At 39.4% G+C, this 15,180-nt stretch carries 16 protein-coding genes; 8 read left to right on the top strand and 8 right to left on the bottom strand.

What is annotated here, in order from left to right:
- Positions 1 to 64: 64 nt before the first annotated feature.
- Complete coding sequence (locus GJ691_RS00080) at positions 65 to 658, top strand: collagen-like protein (protein WP_154362532.1); 594 nt, start codon at positions 65 to 67, stop codon at positions 656 to 658.
- Between the two features lie 27 nt (positions 659 to 685).
- Here GJ691_RS00080 and lipB read toward each other — a convergent pair whose 3' ends face one another.
- Genes lipB through GJ691_RS00095 form a run of 3 tightly spaced genes read right to left on the bottom strand, consistent with a single transcriptional unit; the run spans position 686 to position 2,336 of the window.
- Positions 686 to 1,402 (bottom strand): lipoyl(octanoyl) transferase LipB, encoded by a 717-nt coding sequence (lipB, locus tag GJ691_RS00085; protein WP_154362534.1) that lies wholly within the window; start codon positions 1,400 to 1,402, stop codon positions 686 to 688.
- 31 nt (positions 1,403 to 1,433) lie between these two features.
- Complete coding sequence (locus tag GJ691_RS00090) at positions 1,434 to 2,171, bottom strand: hypothetical protein (protein WP_154362536.1); 738 nt, start codon at positions 2,169 to 2,171, stop codon at positions 1,434 to 1,436.
- Between the two features lie 9 nt (positions 2,172 to 2,180).
- Positions 2,181 to 2,336, bottom strand: coding sequence for a YqaE/Pmp3 family membrane protein (locus GJ691_RS00095; RefSeq protein WP_109654881.1), 156 nt, complete (start codon positions 2,334 to 2,336; stop codon positions 2,181 to 2,183).
- 156 nt (positions 2,337 to 2,492) lie between these two features.
- Here GJ691_RS00095 and lysS point away from each other — a divergent pair, with 156 nt between their 5' ends.
- Both lysS and GJ691_RS00105 read left to right on the top strand, forming a co-directional pair.
- On the top strand, positions 2,493 to 4,184 hold the full coding sequence (lysS, locus tag GJ691_RS00100; RefSeq protein WP_154362538.1) for a lysine--tRNA ligase: 1,692 nt from the start codon (positions 2,493 to 2,495) through the stop codon (positions 4,182 to 4,184).
- Between the two features lie 185 nt (positions 4,185 to 4,369).
- Positions 4,370 to 5,800 carry an SLC13 family permease gene (locus tag GJ691_RS00105; protein WP_154362540.1) on the top strand — a complete coding sequence of 477 codons (1,431 nt, stop codon included), beginning with the start codon at positions 4,370 to 4,372 and terminating at the stop codon, positions 5,798 to 5,800.
- A gap of 54 nt (positions 5,801 to 5,854) precedes the next feature.
- Here the strand turns inward: GJ691_RS00105 and GJ691_RS00110 are convergent, their stop codons facing one another.
- On the bottom strand, positions 5,855 to 6,262 hold the full coding sequence (locus tag GJ691_RS00110) for a hypothetical protein (RefSeq protein ID WP_154362542.1): 408 nt from the start codon (positions 6,260 to 6,262) through the stop codon (positions 5,855 to 5,857).
- An 896-nt stretch (positions 6,263 to 7,158) separates the two neighbouring features.
- On the opposite strand from GJ691_RS00110, the gene GJ691_RS00115 reads away from it, so the two are divergent.
- On the top strand, positions 7,159 to 7,596 hold the full coding sequence (locus GJ691_RS00115) for a DUF4890 domain-containing protein (RefSeq protein ID WP_154362544.1): 438 nt from the start codon (positions 7,159 to 7,161) through the stop codon (positions 7,594 to 7,596).
- A gap of 45 nt (positions 7,597 to 7,641) precedes the next feature.
- On the opposite strand, the gene hemL is transcribed toward GJ691_RS00115, so the two are convergent.
- The 4 genes from hemL to GJ691_RS00135 are packed head-to-tail and all read right to left on the bottom strand — an operon-like array spanning position 7,642 to position 10,950.
- Positions 7,642 to 8,931: a glutamate-1-semialdehyde 2,1-aminomutase gene (gene hemL, locus GJ691_RS00120; protein WP_154362546.1), complete on the bottom strand. Its 1,290-nt coding sequence runs from the start codon at positions 8,929 to 8,931 to the stop codon at positions 7,642 to 7,644.
- A gap of 2 nt (positions 8,932 to 8,933) precedes the next feature.
- A complete protein-coding gene (locus GJ691_RS00125) occupies positions 8,934 to 9,776 on the bottom strand; it encodes a glucosaminidase domain-containing protein (RefSeq protein ID WP_154362548.1) in 843 nt (280 codons plus the stop codon).
- Complete coding sequence (locus GJ691_RS00130; RefSeq protein ID WP_179954978.1) at positions 9,773 to 10,678, bottom strand: pyridoxal-phosphate dependent enzyme; 906 nt, start codon at positions 10,676 to 10,678, stop codon at positions 9,773 to 9,775. Before GJ691_RS00130 ends, GJ691_RS00125 begins: the two co-directional genes overlap by 4 nt.
- 11 nt (positions 10,679 to 10,689) lie before the next feature.
- Entirely contained in the window at positions 10,690 to 10,950 is a 261-nt protein-coding gene (locus tag GJ691_RS00135) for a hypothetical protein (RefSeq protein ID WP_317662979.1), read from the bottom strand.
- 276 nt (positions 10,951 to 11,226) lie between these two features.
- Here GJ691_RS00135 and GJ691_RS19460 point away from each other — a divergent pair, with 276 nt between their 5' ends.
- The 4 genes from GJ691_RS19460 (at position 11,227) to GJ691_RS00150 (ending at position 15,179) form a co-directional block, all read left to right on the top strand.
- The gene (locus tag GJ691_RS19460; protein ID WP_179954979.1) at positions 11,227 to 11,385 is read left to right on the top strand and encodes a C1orf53 family protein; all 159 of its coding nucleotides are present in this window, start codon (positions 11,227 to 11,229) and stop codon (positions 11,383 to 11,385) included.
- Between the two features lie 73 nt (positions 11,386 to 11,458).
- On the top strand, positions 11,459 to 12,022 hold the full coding sequence (locus tag GJ691_RS00140; RefSeq protein WP_154362552.1) for a DUF4136 domain-containing protein: 564 nt from the start codon (positions 11,459 to 11,461) through the stop codon (positions 12,020 to 12,022).
- 105 nt (positions 12,023 to 12,127) lie between these two features.
- The gene (locus tag GJ691_RS00145) at positions 12,128 to 13,891 is read left to right on the top strand and encodes an aromatic amino acid hydroxylase (protein ID WP_343033434.1); all 1,764 of its coding nucleotides are present in this window, start codon (positions 12,128 to 12,130) and stop codon (positions 13,889 to 13,891) included.
- A 31-nt stretch (positions 13,892 to 13,922) separates the two neighbouring features.
- Positions 13,923 to 15,179 (top strand): glucuronyl esterase domain-containing protein, encoded by a 1,257-nt coding sequence (locus GJ691_RS00150; RefSeq protein ID WP_154362556.1) that lies wholly within the window; start codon positions 13,923 to 13,925, stop codon positions 15,177 to 15,179.
- Position 15,180 lies beyond the last annotated feature (1 nt).

Below are 15,180 nucleotides of genomic sequence, written 5' to 3' on the forward strand. Positions count from 1 at the left end.
TGTGTTAACCTTTTACATCAGTCTACATTAAACATTAAATAATCACTTAAAAAATATTTTAATTATGAAAACATCAATGAAACTATTTGGATTAGTAATTATGGCTTTTAGCCTTGTATTAACCTCTTGCGATGGGGAAGATGGGGAAGATGGAGCAATGGGTCTACAAGGAGAGCAAGGAATTGCCGGAGTTGACGGGGAAGATGGGGAAAATGGGGAAAATGGTAATGCGAATGTAATTGCATCTTCATGGACAGTAATTAACTTTCCTAATAGTTGGGATGCTACAAATGAAGCTAGATTTGAAATCTCTGATTCTAGTATTACACAAGACGTAATAGATTCTTATGCTTTATTAAGCTTTATAAGATTCACTGGGTCAAATACTTCCGCAGTATCAACTCCATTTATAAGTTTAGCAAGCAGGTATGAAATTCATGATGCAATGTCTATTGGAGAGTATGTAGCATTTGCCATAGTAAATGATATAGGAGCCCAGCCAGAACCACCCACTAATCATGAGGTTAGGTATGTATTAATTGCCGCCACTAACCTAACGGGGAAAAGTGATGCGCGTTCTTTAGAAAATATGCTAGAAATTGGTATAAAAACAAGTAATTACAGAGATGTAATGGACTATTTAGGATTAGAATATTAAGCTTATATTTAAATATAAAACCGAGGTCTACACCTCGGTTTTTTGTTTTATGATTTCCGCTTCAAACAAATCTGAGAAATGTTTGAGCAATTTTTCCTTAACCTCATCCATCGAAATTTCTTTTTGACCCAACTCCACATTCAAGGAAGTTACGGCTTTACCTTTTATACCACATGGAATCATTAAATCAAAATATCCCAAATCTGCATTTACGTTCAAAGCAAAACCATGCATGGTAACCCAACGGCTGGCACGCACGCCCATCGCGCATATTTTACGTGCGAAAGGTGTACCTACATCTAACCAAACCCCGGTTTCCCCTTTAGATCGCTCTGCTTTCAACCCATATTCAGCCAATGTTAAAATTACCATTTCCTCTAAGAATCGAAGGTATTTATGAATATCGGTAAAGAAATTGTCCAGATCTAAAATAGGATACCCAACAATCTGACCTGGTCCATGATAGGTAATATCCCCACCTCTATTGATCTTATAGAATTTTGCCCCTTTTTCATCCAACACTTTTTCATCGACCAGAAGATTTGCCATATCTCCGCTTTTACCCAAAGTATATACATGAGGGTGCTCAACAAACAGAAAATGGTTAGGTGTCGGTAACAAGGAGCCTTCCCTCCTATTCTTGATTTTTATATCAAGCGTATTTTGAAATAGTTCCTCTTGATAGTCCCAAGTTTCCTTATAATCCTTAAGACCTAAATCCTGTAGCTCAATCTTCTTGTTCATAAGCACAAAGATACGAAGTACAATGGCTAAATCATTCCTCTAATAGCACTTCAATATTCAAGGTATCCGGATTTTTCATATAAGACAGAAAATCAACCTCATAATACAAGGTCTTGCCATCCGCACTAAAGGTAGCGGCTTCAACTGATGCCGATTTAACACGTTTTGGAAAATGGTATTTTAGTTTATAGGTTGAACCGGACAGGAACATTTCTGCCCCGGCCAAACTATCAATACTTTGTTTTAACAATGCACTATCTACGACCCGTGCCGTTCTTTTAAATGAATTGGCTTTAAAAGCATAATCTATCTCGGTAGCCTGGTTACTTAAATTCGAAGTGGGACTTTGTTTTTTTGACCCAGGACCTAAACTACTGGCATCCTGAAAAGCTTTGAAGATATCCGAAATCTCATTCAAATCATCAAAATCCCGGTAAAGATCAAACTTCATCTCATTGGTTTCCGGGTTCATGACCATATGCATTTCAAAAGGTTCCAACTTTTTTAAATTGGCTTGGTTTTCTGCTGAAAGCGTAGCGATACTATCTTTCTTTTCCTCGAGAAACGATTTGAAAGAAATTACTGAATCAATAGCCTTCTCCCCGTTCTTGTTCAATTCCTCGCCCATCATTCCCATCATTTCAGAACCGTCAAAATTTATCGATATCTTCCCGGAACCATCTTCCTTTACATAAATTTCCTCAGTAAAATTGCATGCTGAAACGAGGGCCAAAACCAGAAGCAATGACCAAAAACGAAATTTGAACATAATTATGTCTTAATTAGGATTATTTAGAATGACCAAAGCCGCTATGACCCCAGGAACCCATCCACAGAAAGTCAAAAGTAAAACAATTAAGAACGAACCACAACCTTTACCGATAACGGATAAGGGCGGAAACAAAATGGCCAAAAGCACACGAATTAAACTCATAGATGTAGGATTTTTTTGATTGATGTACTTGTATGACGCAAAATTACCCATTTTGTTACATCAAAACCACCCTATTTACTCAAAATCAATATTCCTAACCAATGGATTGATAGATTTACCTAGACTACCTATATTTGCAGCCTTAATAACAACTTTATGCAGCTTTCAGAACAAGAAGTAATCCGAAGAGAAAAATTGACCAAATTACGGGAATTGGGCATTAACCCATACCCCGCGGCCTTATACCCTGTCGATGCCAAATCCAAGGGTATTAAATCGAATTATGAAGAGGGCAAAAAAGTCGTTATCTCGGGTAGGTTAATGTCTCGCCGAATACAAGGAAAGGCTTCTTTTGCAGAACTGCAGGATAGCGAAGGCAGGATACAGGTTTATTTTAATCGGGACGAAATCTGTACCGGGGAAGACAAAACCATGTACAATGAAGTGTATAAAAAACTATTGGACATTGGTGACATCATCGGTGTCGAAGGGGAATTGTTCACCACTAAAGTTGGTGAGATAACGGTGATGGTCAAAACCTTCACCATGTTAAGCAAGGCTTTACGCCCATTACCTTTGCCAAAAAAAGATGCCGAAGGTCATGTTTTTGACGAATTCAACGATCCTGAACTTAGATATAGACAACGTTATGTAGACCTGATCGTAAACCCGTCTGTAAAAGAGACTTTCGTAAAACGAACCAAGATTACCAATAGCATTAGGGAATTCTATAACAGTAAGGGGTATCTAGAGGTTGAAACCCCGATTTTACAACCTATCCCAGGAGGTGCTGCCGCAAGACCGTTCCTTACCCACCACAATGCATTGAACATTCCGTTATATTTGAGAATAGCCAATGAATTATATTTAAAAAGATTGATTGTCGGTGGTTTTGATGGGGTCTATGAGTTTTCCAAAGATTTTAGGAACGAAGGTATGGACCGTACCCACAATCCTGAATTTACGGTAATGGAACTCTATGTAGCCTACAAAGACTATAACTGGATGATGACCACCACCGAACAGCTTTTGGAAAAAGTGGCTACCGATGCCAATGGCACATCCAAGGTAACTGTTGGAGACCATGAAATAGAATTCAAGGCTCCCTATGCAAGAGTACCTATTTTAGAAGCTATCAAAACACATACAGGTATAGATGTTGCCGATATGGATGAAGTTCAGTTGCGGGAAACCGCAAAAGGATTGGGCATTGAGGTAGACGACACCATGGGAATAGGTAAATTGATCGATGAGATTTTCGGGGAGAAATGTGAGCACCACTATATTCAACCCACTTTTATTATCGATTATCCCAAGGAAATGAGTCCGTTAACAAAAGAACACAGGGAGAACCCTGCATTGACAGAGCGTTTTGAATTGATGGTGAACGGTAAGGAATTGGCAAATGCTTATTCCGAGTTGAACGACCCAATCGATCAACGCGAACGATTTGAGGACCAATTGAAACTTTCTGAAAAAGGGGACGACGAAGCCATGTTCATTGATCAGGATTTCTTGCGCGCCCTGGAATATGGAATGCCCCCAACTTCTGGTATCGGTATCGGTATCGATCGTTTAGTAATGCTTTTAACCAATAATTCCTCTATACAGGAAGTATTGTTCTTTCCTCAAATGCGACCTGAGAAAAAGCAAGTTGAATTATCGGTGGAAGAAAAATCACTGTTGGACTTATTGAAACCTGAAGGTCAAATGGATTTGGCAGCCCTAAAAAGTGCAGCTGGTTTAAGCGGGAAGAAATGGGACAAATCCATGAAAGCACTTTCTAAACATGATTTGATAAAAGTAGTGGTTGAAGGTGATTCCAAAACCGTTAAACTTAAATCCTAATTACAAACTCTTAGCAGTGTCGATTTTATAAGTAAATAGCTTTTACTTGCCTAAATTGGAATATAAAACGAAGCCCTAACTAGGTAAAATAACCCAGTTGGGGTTTTCTGTTCTTTCCAGTATTTAATCTGGGTCATGTTATATGTTTAAAAAAAATCCTAGTTTAGGGGCTCTAATAAAATTCCATGACACTAGGCAGAAAATTAGGACTCTTTCTTGGGCCGATATTGTTTTTTGTTATCCTGAACTTTCCGGGAAACCTCATCTCAGAAAAGGGAGATATGGTCATTGCCGTTGCAATTTGGATGGTTATCTGGTGGATAACGGAAGCTGTTTCGATATCGGTAACCGCTTTATTGCCCCTTATCCTCTTTCCAGTTTTGGATATTATGCCCATAGGCGATGTTGGGGCCAATTATGGTAGTCCGATCGTTTTTCTCTTCTTCGGTGGTTTTGTTATGGCCTTGGCTTTGGAAAAAGTGAACCTTCATAGAAGAATCGCTTTGAATATTATAAGATTAACGGGCACTACGCCCAATAAGGTAGTTCTTGGTTTTATGATTGCCACAGCAACCCTTAGTATGTGGATCAGTAATACGGCAAGCACCGTTGTAATGCTGCCTATCGCCATGTCGGTCATTGGTTTATTGATCGATGATGCCGACGGATTTTCCAAGAATGACAAGAATTTTGCTTTAAGTGTAATGTTGGGTATCGCTTTCTCGGCCAATGCGGGCGGAATTGCCACGGTTATTGGCACTCCTCCGAATTCGGTTATGATCGGCCTGTTGGAGAATGAGTATAATATCGAGATCTCTTTTTTAAAATGGATGCTAATCGGTGTCCCATTTTCAGCGGTAATGATCACCATCATCTATTTTGTTCTTGTAAAATGGATGTTCCCGAACAAGGAACTGAAATTTTCGGCCTCAAAAGACGTAATTCAATCCGAACTGAAAAAACTGGGCCCTATGAGCGGTAAGGAAAAAATGGTATTGGTCATCTTCGGGATAACCGTGTCCCTTTGGATCTTTAGAACTTTGATCAATACTATTTTTCCAGAATTGGGACTTACAGATACCATCATTAGTATGCTTGCGGCGGTATCGCTATTTGCAGTCCCCTACAACATCAATAAAGGGGACTTTATTATAGATTGGGTCGACACCCGAAAATTGGCCTGGGGTATTCTGGTTTTGTTCGGTGGCGGTTTGGCCCTGGCCAAAGGAATGTCGGTCAGTGGTATCGTTGATTTGGTTGCCCAAGCAATTGCCTCTAGTGAAATAAGTATCTTGTTTACGGCCATATTACTTATTTTCTTAATGCTGTTCATGACCGAATTAATGAGCAACGTTGCATTAGTCGCCGTGCTGGCCCCCGTAGTTGCCGGTATTGCCATTGGCCTTGATATCCCTATTCTTTATTTATTGATTCCCGTAACAATGGCGAGCAGTTGTGCCTTTATGCTGCCAATGGCGACCCCTCCGAACGCCATAGTCTTTGCAAGCGGTTATATAAAGGTACATGAGATGGCCCGGATTGGGGTTATATTGAATTTGGTAGCGGTAGCCCTTTTATCCGTTATGTTCCAATTTGTGGTACCCCTATTATTTTAAAAAGAAAAACCCCCGTAATTACGAGGGTTCACCATAAATCTATTTTAATGGATTCTATTTTGAATACGCATTGAAATTCTCCGGTAAATACTGTTTAGTATCAAAACCAAGATCAATGGGAGCATCCTCTTCCATATCAATAAAATTCAAACTTTGAACATCTGTCGGAAATGCATATGCATCAAAGTCTTGGGGTAGATATGTTTTGGTATCCACATCCAATATCATCGTTTCCTCTATATATTCGAGGCCATTGATATCAAAATAATGCTCATGAGCATTAAAATCTTCCGGTAAGTAGTCCGAGGTATCAAAACCAAGTTCCACTTCAGTATCATCTTCGATATATACGATGGAATTAATATCGAAATTATCATCATCTCTTTTCGTATCATTTGCAAACAAGCCGTTTACAAATAGAAGTCCTGTTGTTAGACCCAATAAAATTGTTTTCTTATTCATAACATTTGAGGTTAAATTCAATGCAAAGGTATAACAGCTTTGGACAATTATTATTGTCCCAGATATTGTGGACAAGAGAAAAACGGCATAAGCATAAAATCAATTTCGCAAATACCATCTTCCCAAATTATCAAAATGATAATTTCAAATGATCCGATTTACTTGGCTCGCATGAATTTAATTGGAATTTTATGAAGGGAATAAATCGACTTGAAGATGTTATTTTTTTGTTAATCAACAAAAATTCAACTGTTTATCGATAAAAAACACGCTTCTAGCTTAAATAAAATAAAGCCATTGCAATGCAACAGCTTTATTTATTGACTAATTCAAATCCCGATAACCATCGGTGAAGAAAATGAAAATTCTCTATTAATAGGACTCCTTAATTCCTTAAATGTTACACCCATATCATAATTCTTATCCAATTATTTTTAAATCCTACTGAAACTGCGCCCCCAAAAAAGAGGGCATTAGGCCAAATGCATATTTCTTCGATGAACTAAAATACCAAACCACATAAATAGAATATTTCACCATATAAAATGTTCAATTGGCAACAATTCAAAATACCCAATAGTATCTATACATATCTTTGATGGTATAATCAAAAACCCCCACATATTATGACCTATTTTATAGCCTTAGGAACCTACATGCTTTTAATGGTTCTTTTCAAAGTATATTTTCATTACAACCACTAAGAGATTAGTGGTAAAATTAAATCGGTCCATTTTACCCGATTTAAATTAAAGATTATAATACAGGGCAAGGAGACATCTTCTTGCCCTTTTCTTTTGCCTAAAATTGTTAAACCATTCACAAATTGAGTTGCTGGGTTAAACCTTAATGAACTTAACAGGTCTTACTATTAAAATTCATTAAAAACAAAACACATGAAAAAAGTAATAGTATTGATTGCCTTGATAGTAGGTACAACCGCTATGGCACAACAAAGAAAAGACGGAAAGAGAAATTCAATGAAGGATATGACCGCTGAACAAGTGGCGACCCTTCAGACCAAAAAAATGACATTGGATTTAGACTTGACCGATGCCCAACAAACCAAAATCCTTGCTTTAAACTTGGAAAATGCGAAAAAACGTAAGGCCAAGATGGATGAGCGTAAGGCTATGAGGGACTCTGGGGAACGTCCTAAAATGACTTCAGAAGAGAAATATGCGATGCAAGCAGAACGTTTGGATGCCGCTATTGCACATAAGGCTGCACTTAAGAAAATCCTGAACGACGATCAATATGCCAAATGGGAAAAGACCCGAAAAAAAAGAGGTGACCGTGACCAGATGAAGGAAAAGCGATCAAAAAGAAAATAATACGATCGGGTAGAAATATAAAAGGCGCTTTTAAAGCGCCTTTTTTTATTTTAATTCATCTACGATATTCTCAAGAGCCTTTATGGTAAAATCCAAATCGTTATACGAAAGGGCATCGTTAAGAAAATAACTTTCAAAAGCACTTGGTGGCAAATATACTCCTTCACGTAACATACCGTGGAAATATTTTTTGAATGTTTCGTTGTTCCCCTTGGCCGAAGAGTTAAAGTCAACAACAGGTTCATCGGTAAAATGTACCGACATCATACTACCAAATCTATTTATTTGATGTGGAATCCCGTTTTTCACCAAAACATCTTCTATTCCTTTATGTAAGTAGGCGGTTTTATCGGCCAAACTCTTGAACACTTCCGGCTTGGCATCCAATTCTGTCAACATAGCCAATCCTGCACTCATTGCTAAAGGATTACCGCTTAAAGTCCCTGCTTGGTATACAGGACCATCAGGAGCTAAGTGATCCATTATTTCTTCCTTAGCGGCAAAAGCCCCAACGGGCAAACCACCACCTATAACCTTTCCGAAGGTCACAATATCCGCTTCTATTCCCAAAGCTTCTTGAGCACCTCCTTTTCCAAGACGAAATCCGGTCATTACCTCATCAAAAATAAGTAAGATCCCTTCTTGTGTACAAAGTTCCCGTAAGCCTTTTATAAAATCTTCTGAAGGAATTATGCATCCCATATTCCCTGCAATAGGTTCTATGATCACTGCTGCTATATCCCCTTTATTGGCATTGGTCAGTTCTCTTACACTTTGTAAATCGTTATAGTTGGCCAATAGGGTATCCTTAGCCGTACCTTGGGTAACTCCAGGACTATTTGGACTACCGAATGTTACTGCCCCACTACCTGCTTGTATCAAGAAAGAATCGGAATGTCCATGATAACAGCCGGCGAATTTGATGATCTTATCCTTACCGGTATAACCGCGGGCCAACCGCACTGCACTCATACAAGCCTCCGTACCACTATTTACAAAACGGATTTTATCTATATCCGGAACCATGGACACGGCCAATTTGGCCAATGCCGTTTCGACTTCTGTCGGCATGCCGAATGAGGTTCCTTTCCTTGCTTTTTCAATTACCGCCTCTATTACAGGTTCATAGGCATGGCCTAAAATCAAAGGGCCCCATGATGCTATATAATCTATAAGCTTATTGCCGTCCTCATCATATAAATAAGCGCCTTTGGCACTCTTTACGAAAACGGGATCGCCACCAACGGCATTAAACGCCCTAACCGGTGAATTAACACCTCCGGGAATGTACTTCTTGGCCTCTGCGAACAAGGCACTACTTCTTTGATAAATCATTATTATTTTTTGCTCAATTCGGTTTTGACAGTAATTTTCTGCCCTATCGCCAAATTATTGGAATTCATATTGTTAATTCTTTTAATCTCATCTACAGAGATAAAATATCTTCTTGAAAGGGAATATAAGGTATCACCCTTTTGCACAACGTGAACACTGTTCTCATAAATTTTGGGTTCTGAATTGGCAATTGCATCATTCAATTGAACTCCCTTATCGAATTTATAGAGCTTGTGTTTTTCAATTAAGTAAATCAATTTTTGCGGATATCTATGATCCGTCGCGTAACCTGCCTGGCGAAGTCCTTTCGCCCATCGTTTATAGTCCGTACTACTATAATTGAACAAGAATGAATATCGGGCCCTTTTTGACAAAAACTCACTATGGTCCCTATAAGAATACATGGGGTGGTTGTATTTTCGGAAACATTCCCCTTTTTCATCATCATCATGAAAATCATAATCACCTTGCCAACCTTTATGGCATTTTATTCCAAAATGGTTGTTTGTCCTTACTGCCAAATCCCCTTTTCCAAATCCACTTTCTAGTAGGCCTTGGGCCAAGGTAATACTTGCCGGTATACCATAGGCTTTCATTTCGTATTGTGCTATTTCGGAAAACGTATCTATATATTCTTCAACGGAACCAATAGAAAATCTTTGAAATTTACCGGTATCCGCAGGAAGGGGGTAAAGCCCTGTAGATTCATAATCCATCTGGGTATTTTTATTACCTCCCAATGTACTTTCCTGTTTGGAACTATCGGAAGAAACAGTTCGTTTCTTTGCTTTACAGCCAAGAAGTAAAATTCCTAAAATCGATATGAAAACCAGTCTTTTTATCATAGATCTATCAATGGTAAGTTTTTCTTTTTCAAGGTAACATTCATCCCTTTAATTCCTTGCAACCCTCCTGTATGAATGGCCAATATTCTAGTTCCCGGCAAAAAACGATCGTTTTTGACCATATCCATCAGGCCATACATCATTTTTCCCGTATATACCGGATCCAAAGGAATTTGGGTACAACGCTTAAATTCATTTATGAAATTTATATACTCAGAGGTTACTTTGGCATAACCACCAAAATGGTACGTCGTTTGTAATTCCCAATTTTCTTTTGCGGTAAATTTACGAATACTTTCTTTTAAAAAATCCCCTTTTAACGCTGGAAACCCCAATACCTTTTGATGATTGCCCGTGGCATTGATCATACCCGCTATGGTCCCACCCGTGCCTACACAGCCACAAATAATATCGAAAACCGTATCGTCCTCGGTCAAAATCTCTTCACAACCCTTAACCGCCAAATCATTTGAACCTCCTTCAGGCAAAAGATAAAATCTTCCGAATTCCGATTTCAAATGCCCAAGGAACTCTTCACTGTTTTTCTCCCTATATAAATTACGGGGAACGAATTGTAACTGCATTCCCATATCTGCGGCTGTTGCCAACGTAGGATTGTCCTTCCATTTATAGGCCAATTCCTCTCCGCGTATTATACCTATGCTCCGTAACCCACTTTCCTGTGCGGCACAAGCCGCTGCCGCAATATGATTGGAAAAAGCACCTCCGAAGGTCAAAAGGGTATCATAATTATCCTGTAAGGCCTTTTGCACGTTGTATTTTAGCTTTCGGTATTTATTCCCTGAAACAAAAGGGTGTATCTTATCTTCCCTTTTAATGGAAAGAGTCACCTTTTTTTCTTCTAATATTGGAAGGTTTATTTTTTGATTTTCAGTTTGCACTTATCATGTTTTCAGCGCCAAAGATATCTAATAAAGCTGAATTTGGAACGATTTGCAATGTAATCAAGATTCTTTTCGTTGCGATAGGCCTCTCTTTCAAAGCTTAGGTTTTGGTATGCTTTATAACTATCAAAATAACACAAAGACCTTATGGCCCACTCGGTTACATACAACATATAAAAAGGAACGATCAATAATTCCTTTTGCTGTTCAAGGTGTATTTTCTCATGGTTGATAAGATAGCTATCCTTCTTTAGGTCTTCATTTTTCAAGATTATGAAAGGCCAAAGAGATAGGCCCACGTAATTTTTGTAAAAAAAATGTTTAAAGACTAAAATCATAACTCAGATAAATAACGCCCCTATTCAAAGATAATTGTTAAAATTCGACCAATTGCAGTCATCGGGGAATCGTTACCAATAAATTGGTACGGCACAACAATATATCCAAAATCTCGATAAAAAATGGATCATCACAATAAATCAAAAGGCTTTTCAATAGAAAACCTTTAATTTTACAGATTCAGAACAAATACCATTCCGATCCCGATGAAAAAAATATTAAAGCCAGAAGAAGGCGATTACTATCTCTCCGAATCTGGCTACAGGGTCTTTACTGAACAGTACCACCTTAAGCGCGGTTATTGCTGTGAGAGTGGTTGCAGACACTGCCCATACGGGTACGAAGCGAAAACAAATTCTCAATGATTTCCAGCCCTTTCGGCACGATTTTTGAGCTTTTTCATTTAGTGATACTGCATTAATTCCTAAAAAATAAGTTATGAAAACAATGAAAATTCTCGCGTTACCGATTATGGCCCTACTTTTTTTAAGTTCCTGTGTTTCTGTTCGCGTTCTATCGGATTATGATAGGGAAGCGGATTTTAATGGGTACAAATCCTATGCCTTCTACAAAACGGGTATTGACAAGGCCCATATTTCGGACTTGGATAAAAAGAGGATATTAAAAGCCATAGATGCCGAATTAAGTTCTCGAGGTATGGTTAAATCTGAAAACCCCGATGTTTTGGTCAGTATTTTCACCAAAGAACAAGAACAGGTTGATGTATACAACAACTACTGGGGCGGTGGTTGGGGATGGAGTCCTTATTACTGGGGCGGTTTTGGTCCTGGATGGGGATGGAACAGTCCTGCTGTAAGCACTCGTACACAAGGCTCCCTCTATATTGATTTGATTGATGCCCAAAACAAGGAATTGGTTTGGCAAGGCAAAGGGGTCGGCTCCTTGAACAATACGAGGGACATCGAAAAGAAAGAAGCTCGTATCAAGGAATTCGTGTATGAAATATTACAACAATATCCTCCGGGAAATACTTCAAAATAATGACTCAAAACCGCCTTTTAAAACGGCGGTTTTTGTATGCCTTACCCTAAATTTCCCATAAAATACTGTTTTCGTAACTTTAAGTCGAACATAAACCCAAGAAAGGTGCCATACGAAAGCAATCCCATACTGGACAAACTGCCAAAGCATTTACGGCAATACATAAAACCTCAGGATTATGGGGGTTATTCGGCAATAGATCAGGCCGTGTGGCGCTATGTAATGCGAAAAAATGTAGATTACCTTGGCCATGTTGCCCATGAATCTTATTTAGAAGGATTGAAAAAAACAGGGATTTCGATAGAACAGATTCCCAATATGTACGGCATGAACCGAATCCTTAAAGATATCGGATGGGCAGCTGTTGCAGTAGATGGTTTTATTCCCCCTTCTGCCTTTATGGAGTTTCAAGCTTATAATGTCTTGGTCATTGCCTCGGACATACGTCAACTGGAACATATAGAATATACCCCTGCTCCGGATATTATCCACGAAGGTGCAGGCCACGCCCCTATTATCGCCAATCCGGAATATGCCGAGTATCTGAGACGCTTTGGAGAAATAGGAAGTAAAGCCATATCAAGCGCCAAAGACTTTGAGTTGTATGAGGCCGTACGACATTTATCCATTATCAAGGAAGCAATCGGAACTGCTGAAAGTGAAATAAAAAAAGCAGAAGACCATATTTCAGAGCTTCAACGAAACATGGGCGAACCCAGTGAAATGGCCCTCATTCGAAATTTACATTGGTGGACAGTTGAATATGGCCTGATCGGCACTCCGGAGAACCCGAAAATATATGGTGCAGGCCTTTTGTCTTCTATTGGGGAAAGTGCTTGGTGCATGACCAACAAAGTGGACAAAATACCATATTCACTAAAGGCCGCCCACACTTCATTTGATATTACCAAACCGCAACCGCAATTGTTCGTTACCCCCGATTTTGCATTTCTTAGCCAAGTATTGGAGGAATTTGCCAGCACAATGGCCTTGCGGCAAGGAGGACTGAAGGGCATTGACAAACTGATCAATTCGAAAGAATTGGGAACTATAGAACTTAGTACAGGATTGCAGATTTCAGGAAACTTCGAAAAAGTCATATCATATGACGGCAAACCTGTTTTCTTTAAAACCAACGGGGCCACTGCTTTGGCATATCGCGAAAAGGAATTGATAGGACATGGAATCGAAAAGCATCCATCAGGTTTCGGTAGTCCGCTTGGGAAACTAAAAGGCATTAACCTGGCCATTGAAGATATGAGCCCTCGGGATCTTAAGGCCTATAATATTTATGAAGGGGAAAGGGTTTCCATAGAATTTGAAGGAGAAGTCAACGTAACTGGTCTTATTATTACAGGAACCAGAAATCTGGGGGGACAAATCATTTTAGTTACATTAAAAGATTGCACCGTAACTTGCCAAGGCAAGATTCTTTTCCAATCCCATGAAAACCTTTATCATATGGCCATAGGGGAACGAATTGTTTCTGCCTTTAATGGCCCGGCAGATATGAACAGTTTCAATTTACTTTCCCATGATATACAAACCACAACGGTAAAACCTAAGAAAAACGAACAAAGAATTAAATTGGAGCAACTTTACCAACAAGTCCGTGATTTTAGGGAAGGAAAAAACACGACAATCTCACGGAACAAGGTCTTTGCTGAAATTAAGGCCAACCACCCTGAAGATTGGCTGTTGTCCGTTGAACTTTATGAACTTGCCAAATCCAACAACGATTTCATATTTGCAGGAGATATACGTGACCATTTGGAAAATGTAAAACTAGACAACCCAACAGTAGGTCATTTGATCGATGACGGGGTTGCATTGGTCAATGAAAATTTCCATACACATCGCGCCAAATGAAAATGAATCACCAACCTTACCATCCAATACTATGAGAATCTATATCTTAATCGCTATTTTATTTTTTACCTCCCTAGGCCTTGCACAATCGCAGGCCAATTACGATGAATCAAAAGTTCCCAAATTTACACTTCCGGATGTATTGACTTCTTTTAGTGGCAATCCCATCACCAATCAAACCGAATGGGAAGAAAACAGGCGCCGTGAGATTTTGCAATTCTTTGAAAAGCAAGTTTATGGAAAGGTTCCCGATCGGTTGGATGAGTATGGCTTTAAACTTTTGGAAGAAAGCAATGACGCCTATGGTGGAAAAGCAAGGCGCAAACAGATTGCCATTACCTTAAAGAAGAACAAAAAAACCATTACCTATTACATGCTTATTTATCTTCCAAAGGGAAATCCAACAGCACCCGTTTTCCTTGGTTATAATTTTTACGGCAACCATACGGTGACCGCTGACCCAAATGTTGCTATCACCAAAGCTTGGGTAAAGAACAATGAAGCTTTTGGCATAACGGACAACAAAGCGTCGGAGAGCAGTAGAGGGATACGAACACATCGATGGGCCATAGAAAAAATGCTCGACAATGGGTTTGGCCTTGCTACGATTTACTATGGCGAAATAGACCCAGATAAAAACGATTTTTCAGATGGTGTACATTCCCTATTTTATAGGGACGGACAAACCAAGCCCAAAACGAATGAGTGGGGCAGTATCTCGGCTTGGGCCTTTGGCTTGAGCAAGGCGATGAACTACCTCGAAAGCGATGTCAATATCTCCAAAGTATTTGTTTTTGGACACTCGCGCTTAGGCAAAGCCGCGCTATGGGCCGGGGCCACAGATAAAAGGTTTGCCGGGGTCATAAGCAATAATTCCGGTTGTGGCGGTGCTGCCTTGAGTAGGCGGCAATTTGGTGAAACTGTAGCACAAATCAACACTTCTTTTCCGCATTGGTTTGCAGATAGCTTTTTAAAATACGACAACAATGAAAGAACGCTTCCTGTCGACCAACATCAATTGTTGGCCTTGATAGCACCAAGACCTTTATACATCGCCAGTGCAGAAGAGGATAAATGGGCCGATCCAAAGGGTGAGTTCCTTTCTACCTATTATGCATCTTCTGTTTATGGATTATACGGTAGGAAGGGAATTACATCCAAGGAAATGCCCAAGACCAATGCCCCCATTCAAAACACGGTAGCTTACCACATTCGCACGGGCATTCACGATGTGATGGATTACGATTGGGAAAACTATATAAAGTGGGCCAATACCTTTGTGAAATAGC

It is taken from the genome of Maribacter luteus, assembly GCF_009674825.1.
In the GTDB taxonomy this organism is placed as follows: Bacteria; Bacteroidota; Bacteroidia; order Flavobacteriales; family Flavobacteriaceae; genus Maribacter_A; species Maribacter_A luteus.

Coding starts and splice junctions, on each gene's coding strand:
- GJ691_RS00080 (WP_154362532.1), top strand. CDS start 65: ATGAAAACATCAATGAAACTATTTGGATTAGTAATTATGGCTTTTAGC.
- lipB (WP_154362534.1), bottom strand. CDS start 1,402: ATGAACAAGAAGATTGAGCTACAGGATTTAGGTCTTAAGGATTATAAG.
- GJ691_RS00090 (WP_154362536.1), bottom strand. CDS start 2,171: ATGTTCAAATTTCGTTTTTGGTCATTGCTTCTGGTTTTGGCCCTCGTT.
- GJ691_RS00095 (WP_109654881.1), bottom strand. CDS start 2,336: ATGAGTTTAATTCGTGTGCTTTTGGCCATTTTGTTTCCGCCCTTATCC.
- lysS (WP_154362538.1), top strand. CDS start 2,493: ATGCAGCTTTCAGAACAAGAAGTAATCCGAAGAGAAAAATTGACCAAA.
- GJ691_RS00105 (WP_154362540.1), top strand. CDS start 4,370: ATGACACTAGGCAGAAAATTAGGACTCTTTCTTGGGCCGATATTGTTT.
- GJ691_RS00110 (WP_154362542.1), bottom strand. CDS start 6,262: ATGAATAAGAAAACAATTTTATTGGGTCTAACAACAGGACTTCTATTT.
- GJ691_RS00115 (WP_154362544.1), top strand. CDS start 7,159: ATGAAAAAAGTAATAGTATTGATTGCCTTGATAGTAGGTACAACCGCT.
- hemL (WP_154362546.1), bottom strand. CDS start 8,931: ATGATTTATCAAAGAAGTAGTGCCTTGTTCGCAGAGGCCAAGAAGTAC.
- GJ691_RS00125 (WP_154362548.1), bottom strand. CDS start 9,776: ATGATAAAAAGACTGGTTTTCATATCGATTTTAGGAATTTTACTTCTT.
- GJ691_RS19460 (WP_179954979.1), top strand. CDS start 11,227: ATGAAAAAAATATTAAAGCCAGAAGAAGGCGATTACTATCTCTCCGAA.
- GJ691_RS00140 (WP_154362552.1), top strand. CDS start 11,459: ATGAAAACAATGAAAATTCTCGCGTTACCGATTATGGCCCTACTTTTT.
- GJ691_RS00150 (WP_154362556.1), top strand. CDS start 13,923: ATGAGAATCTATATCTTAATCGCTATTTTATTTTTTACCTCCCTAGGC.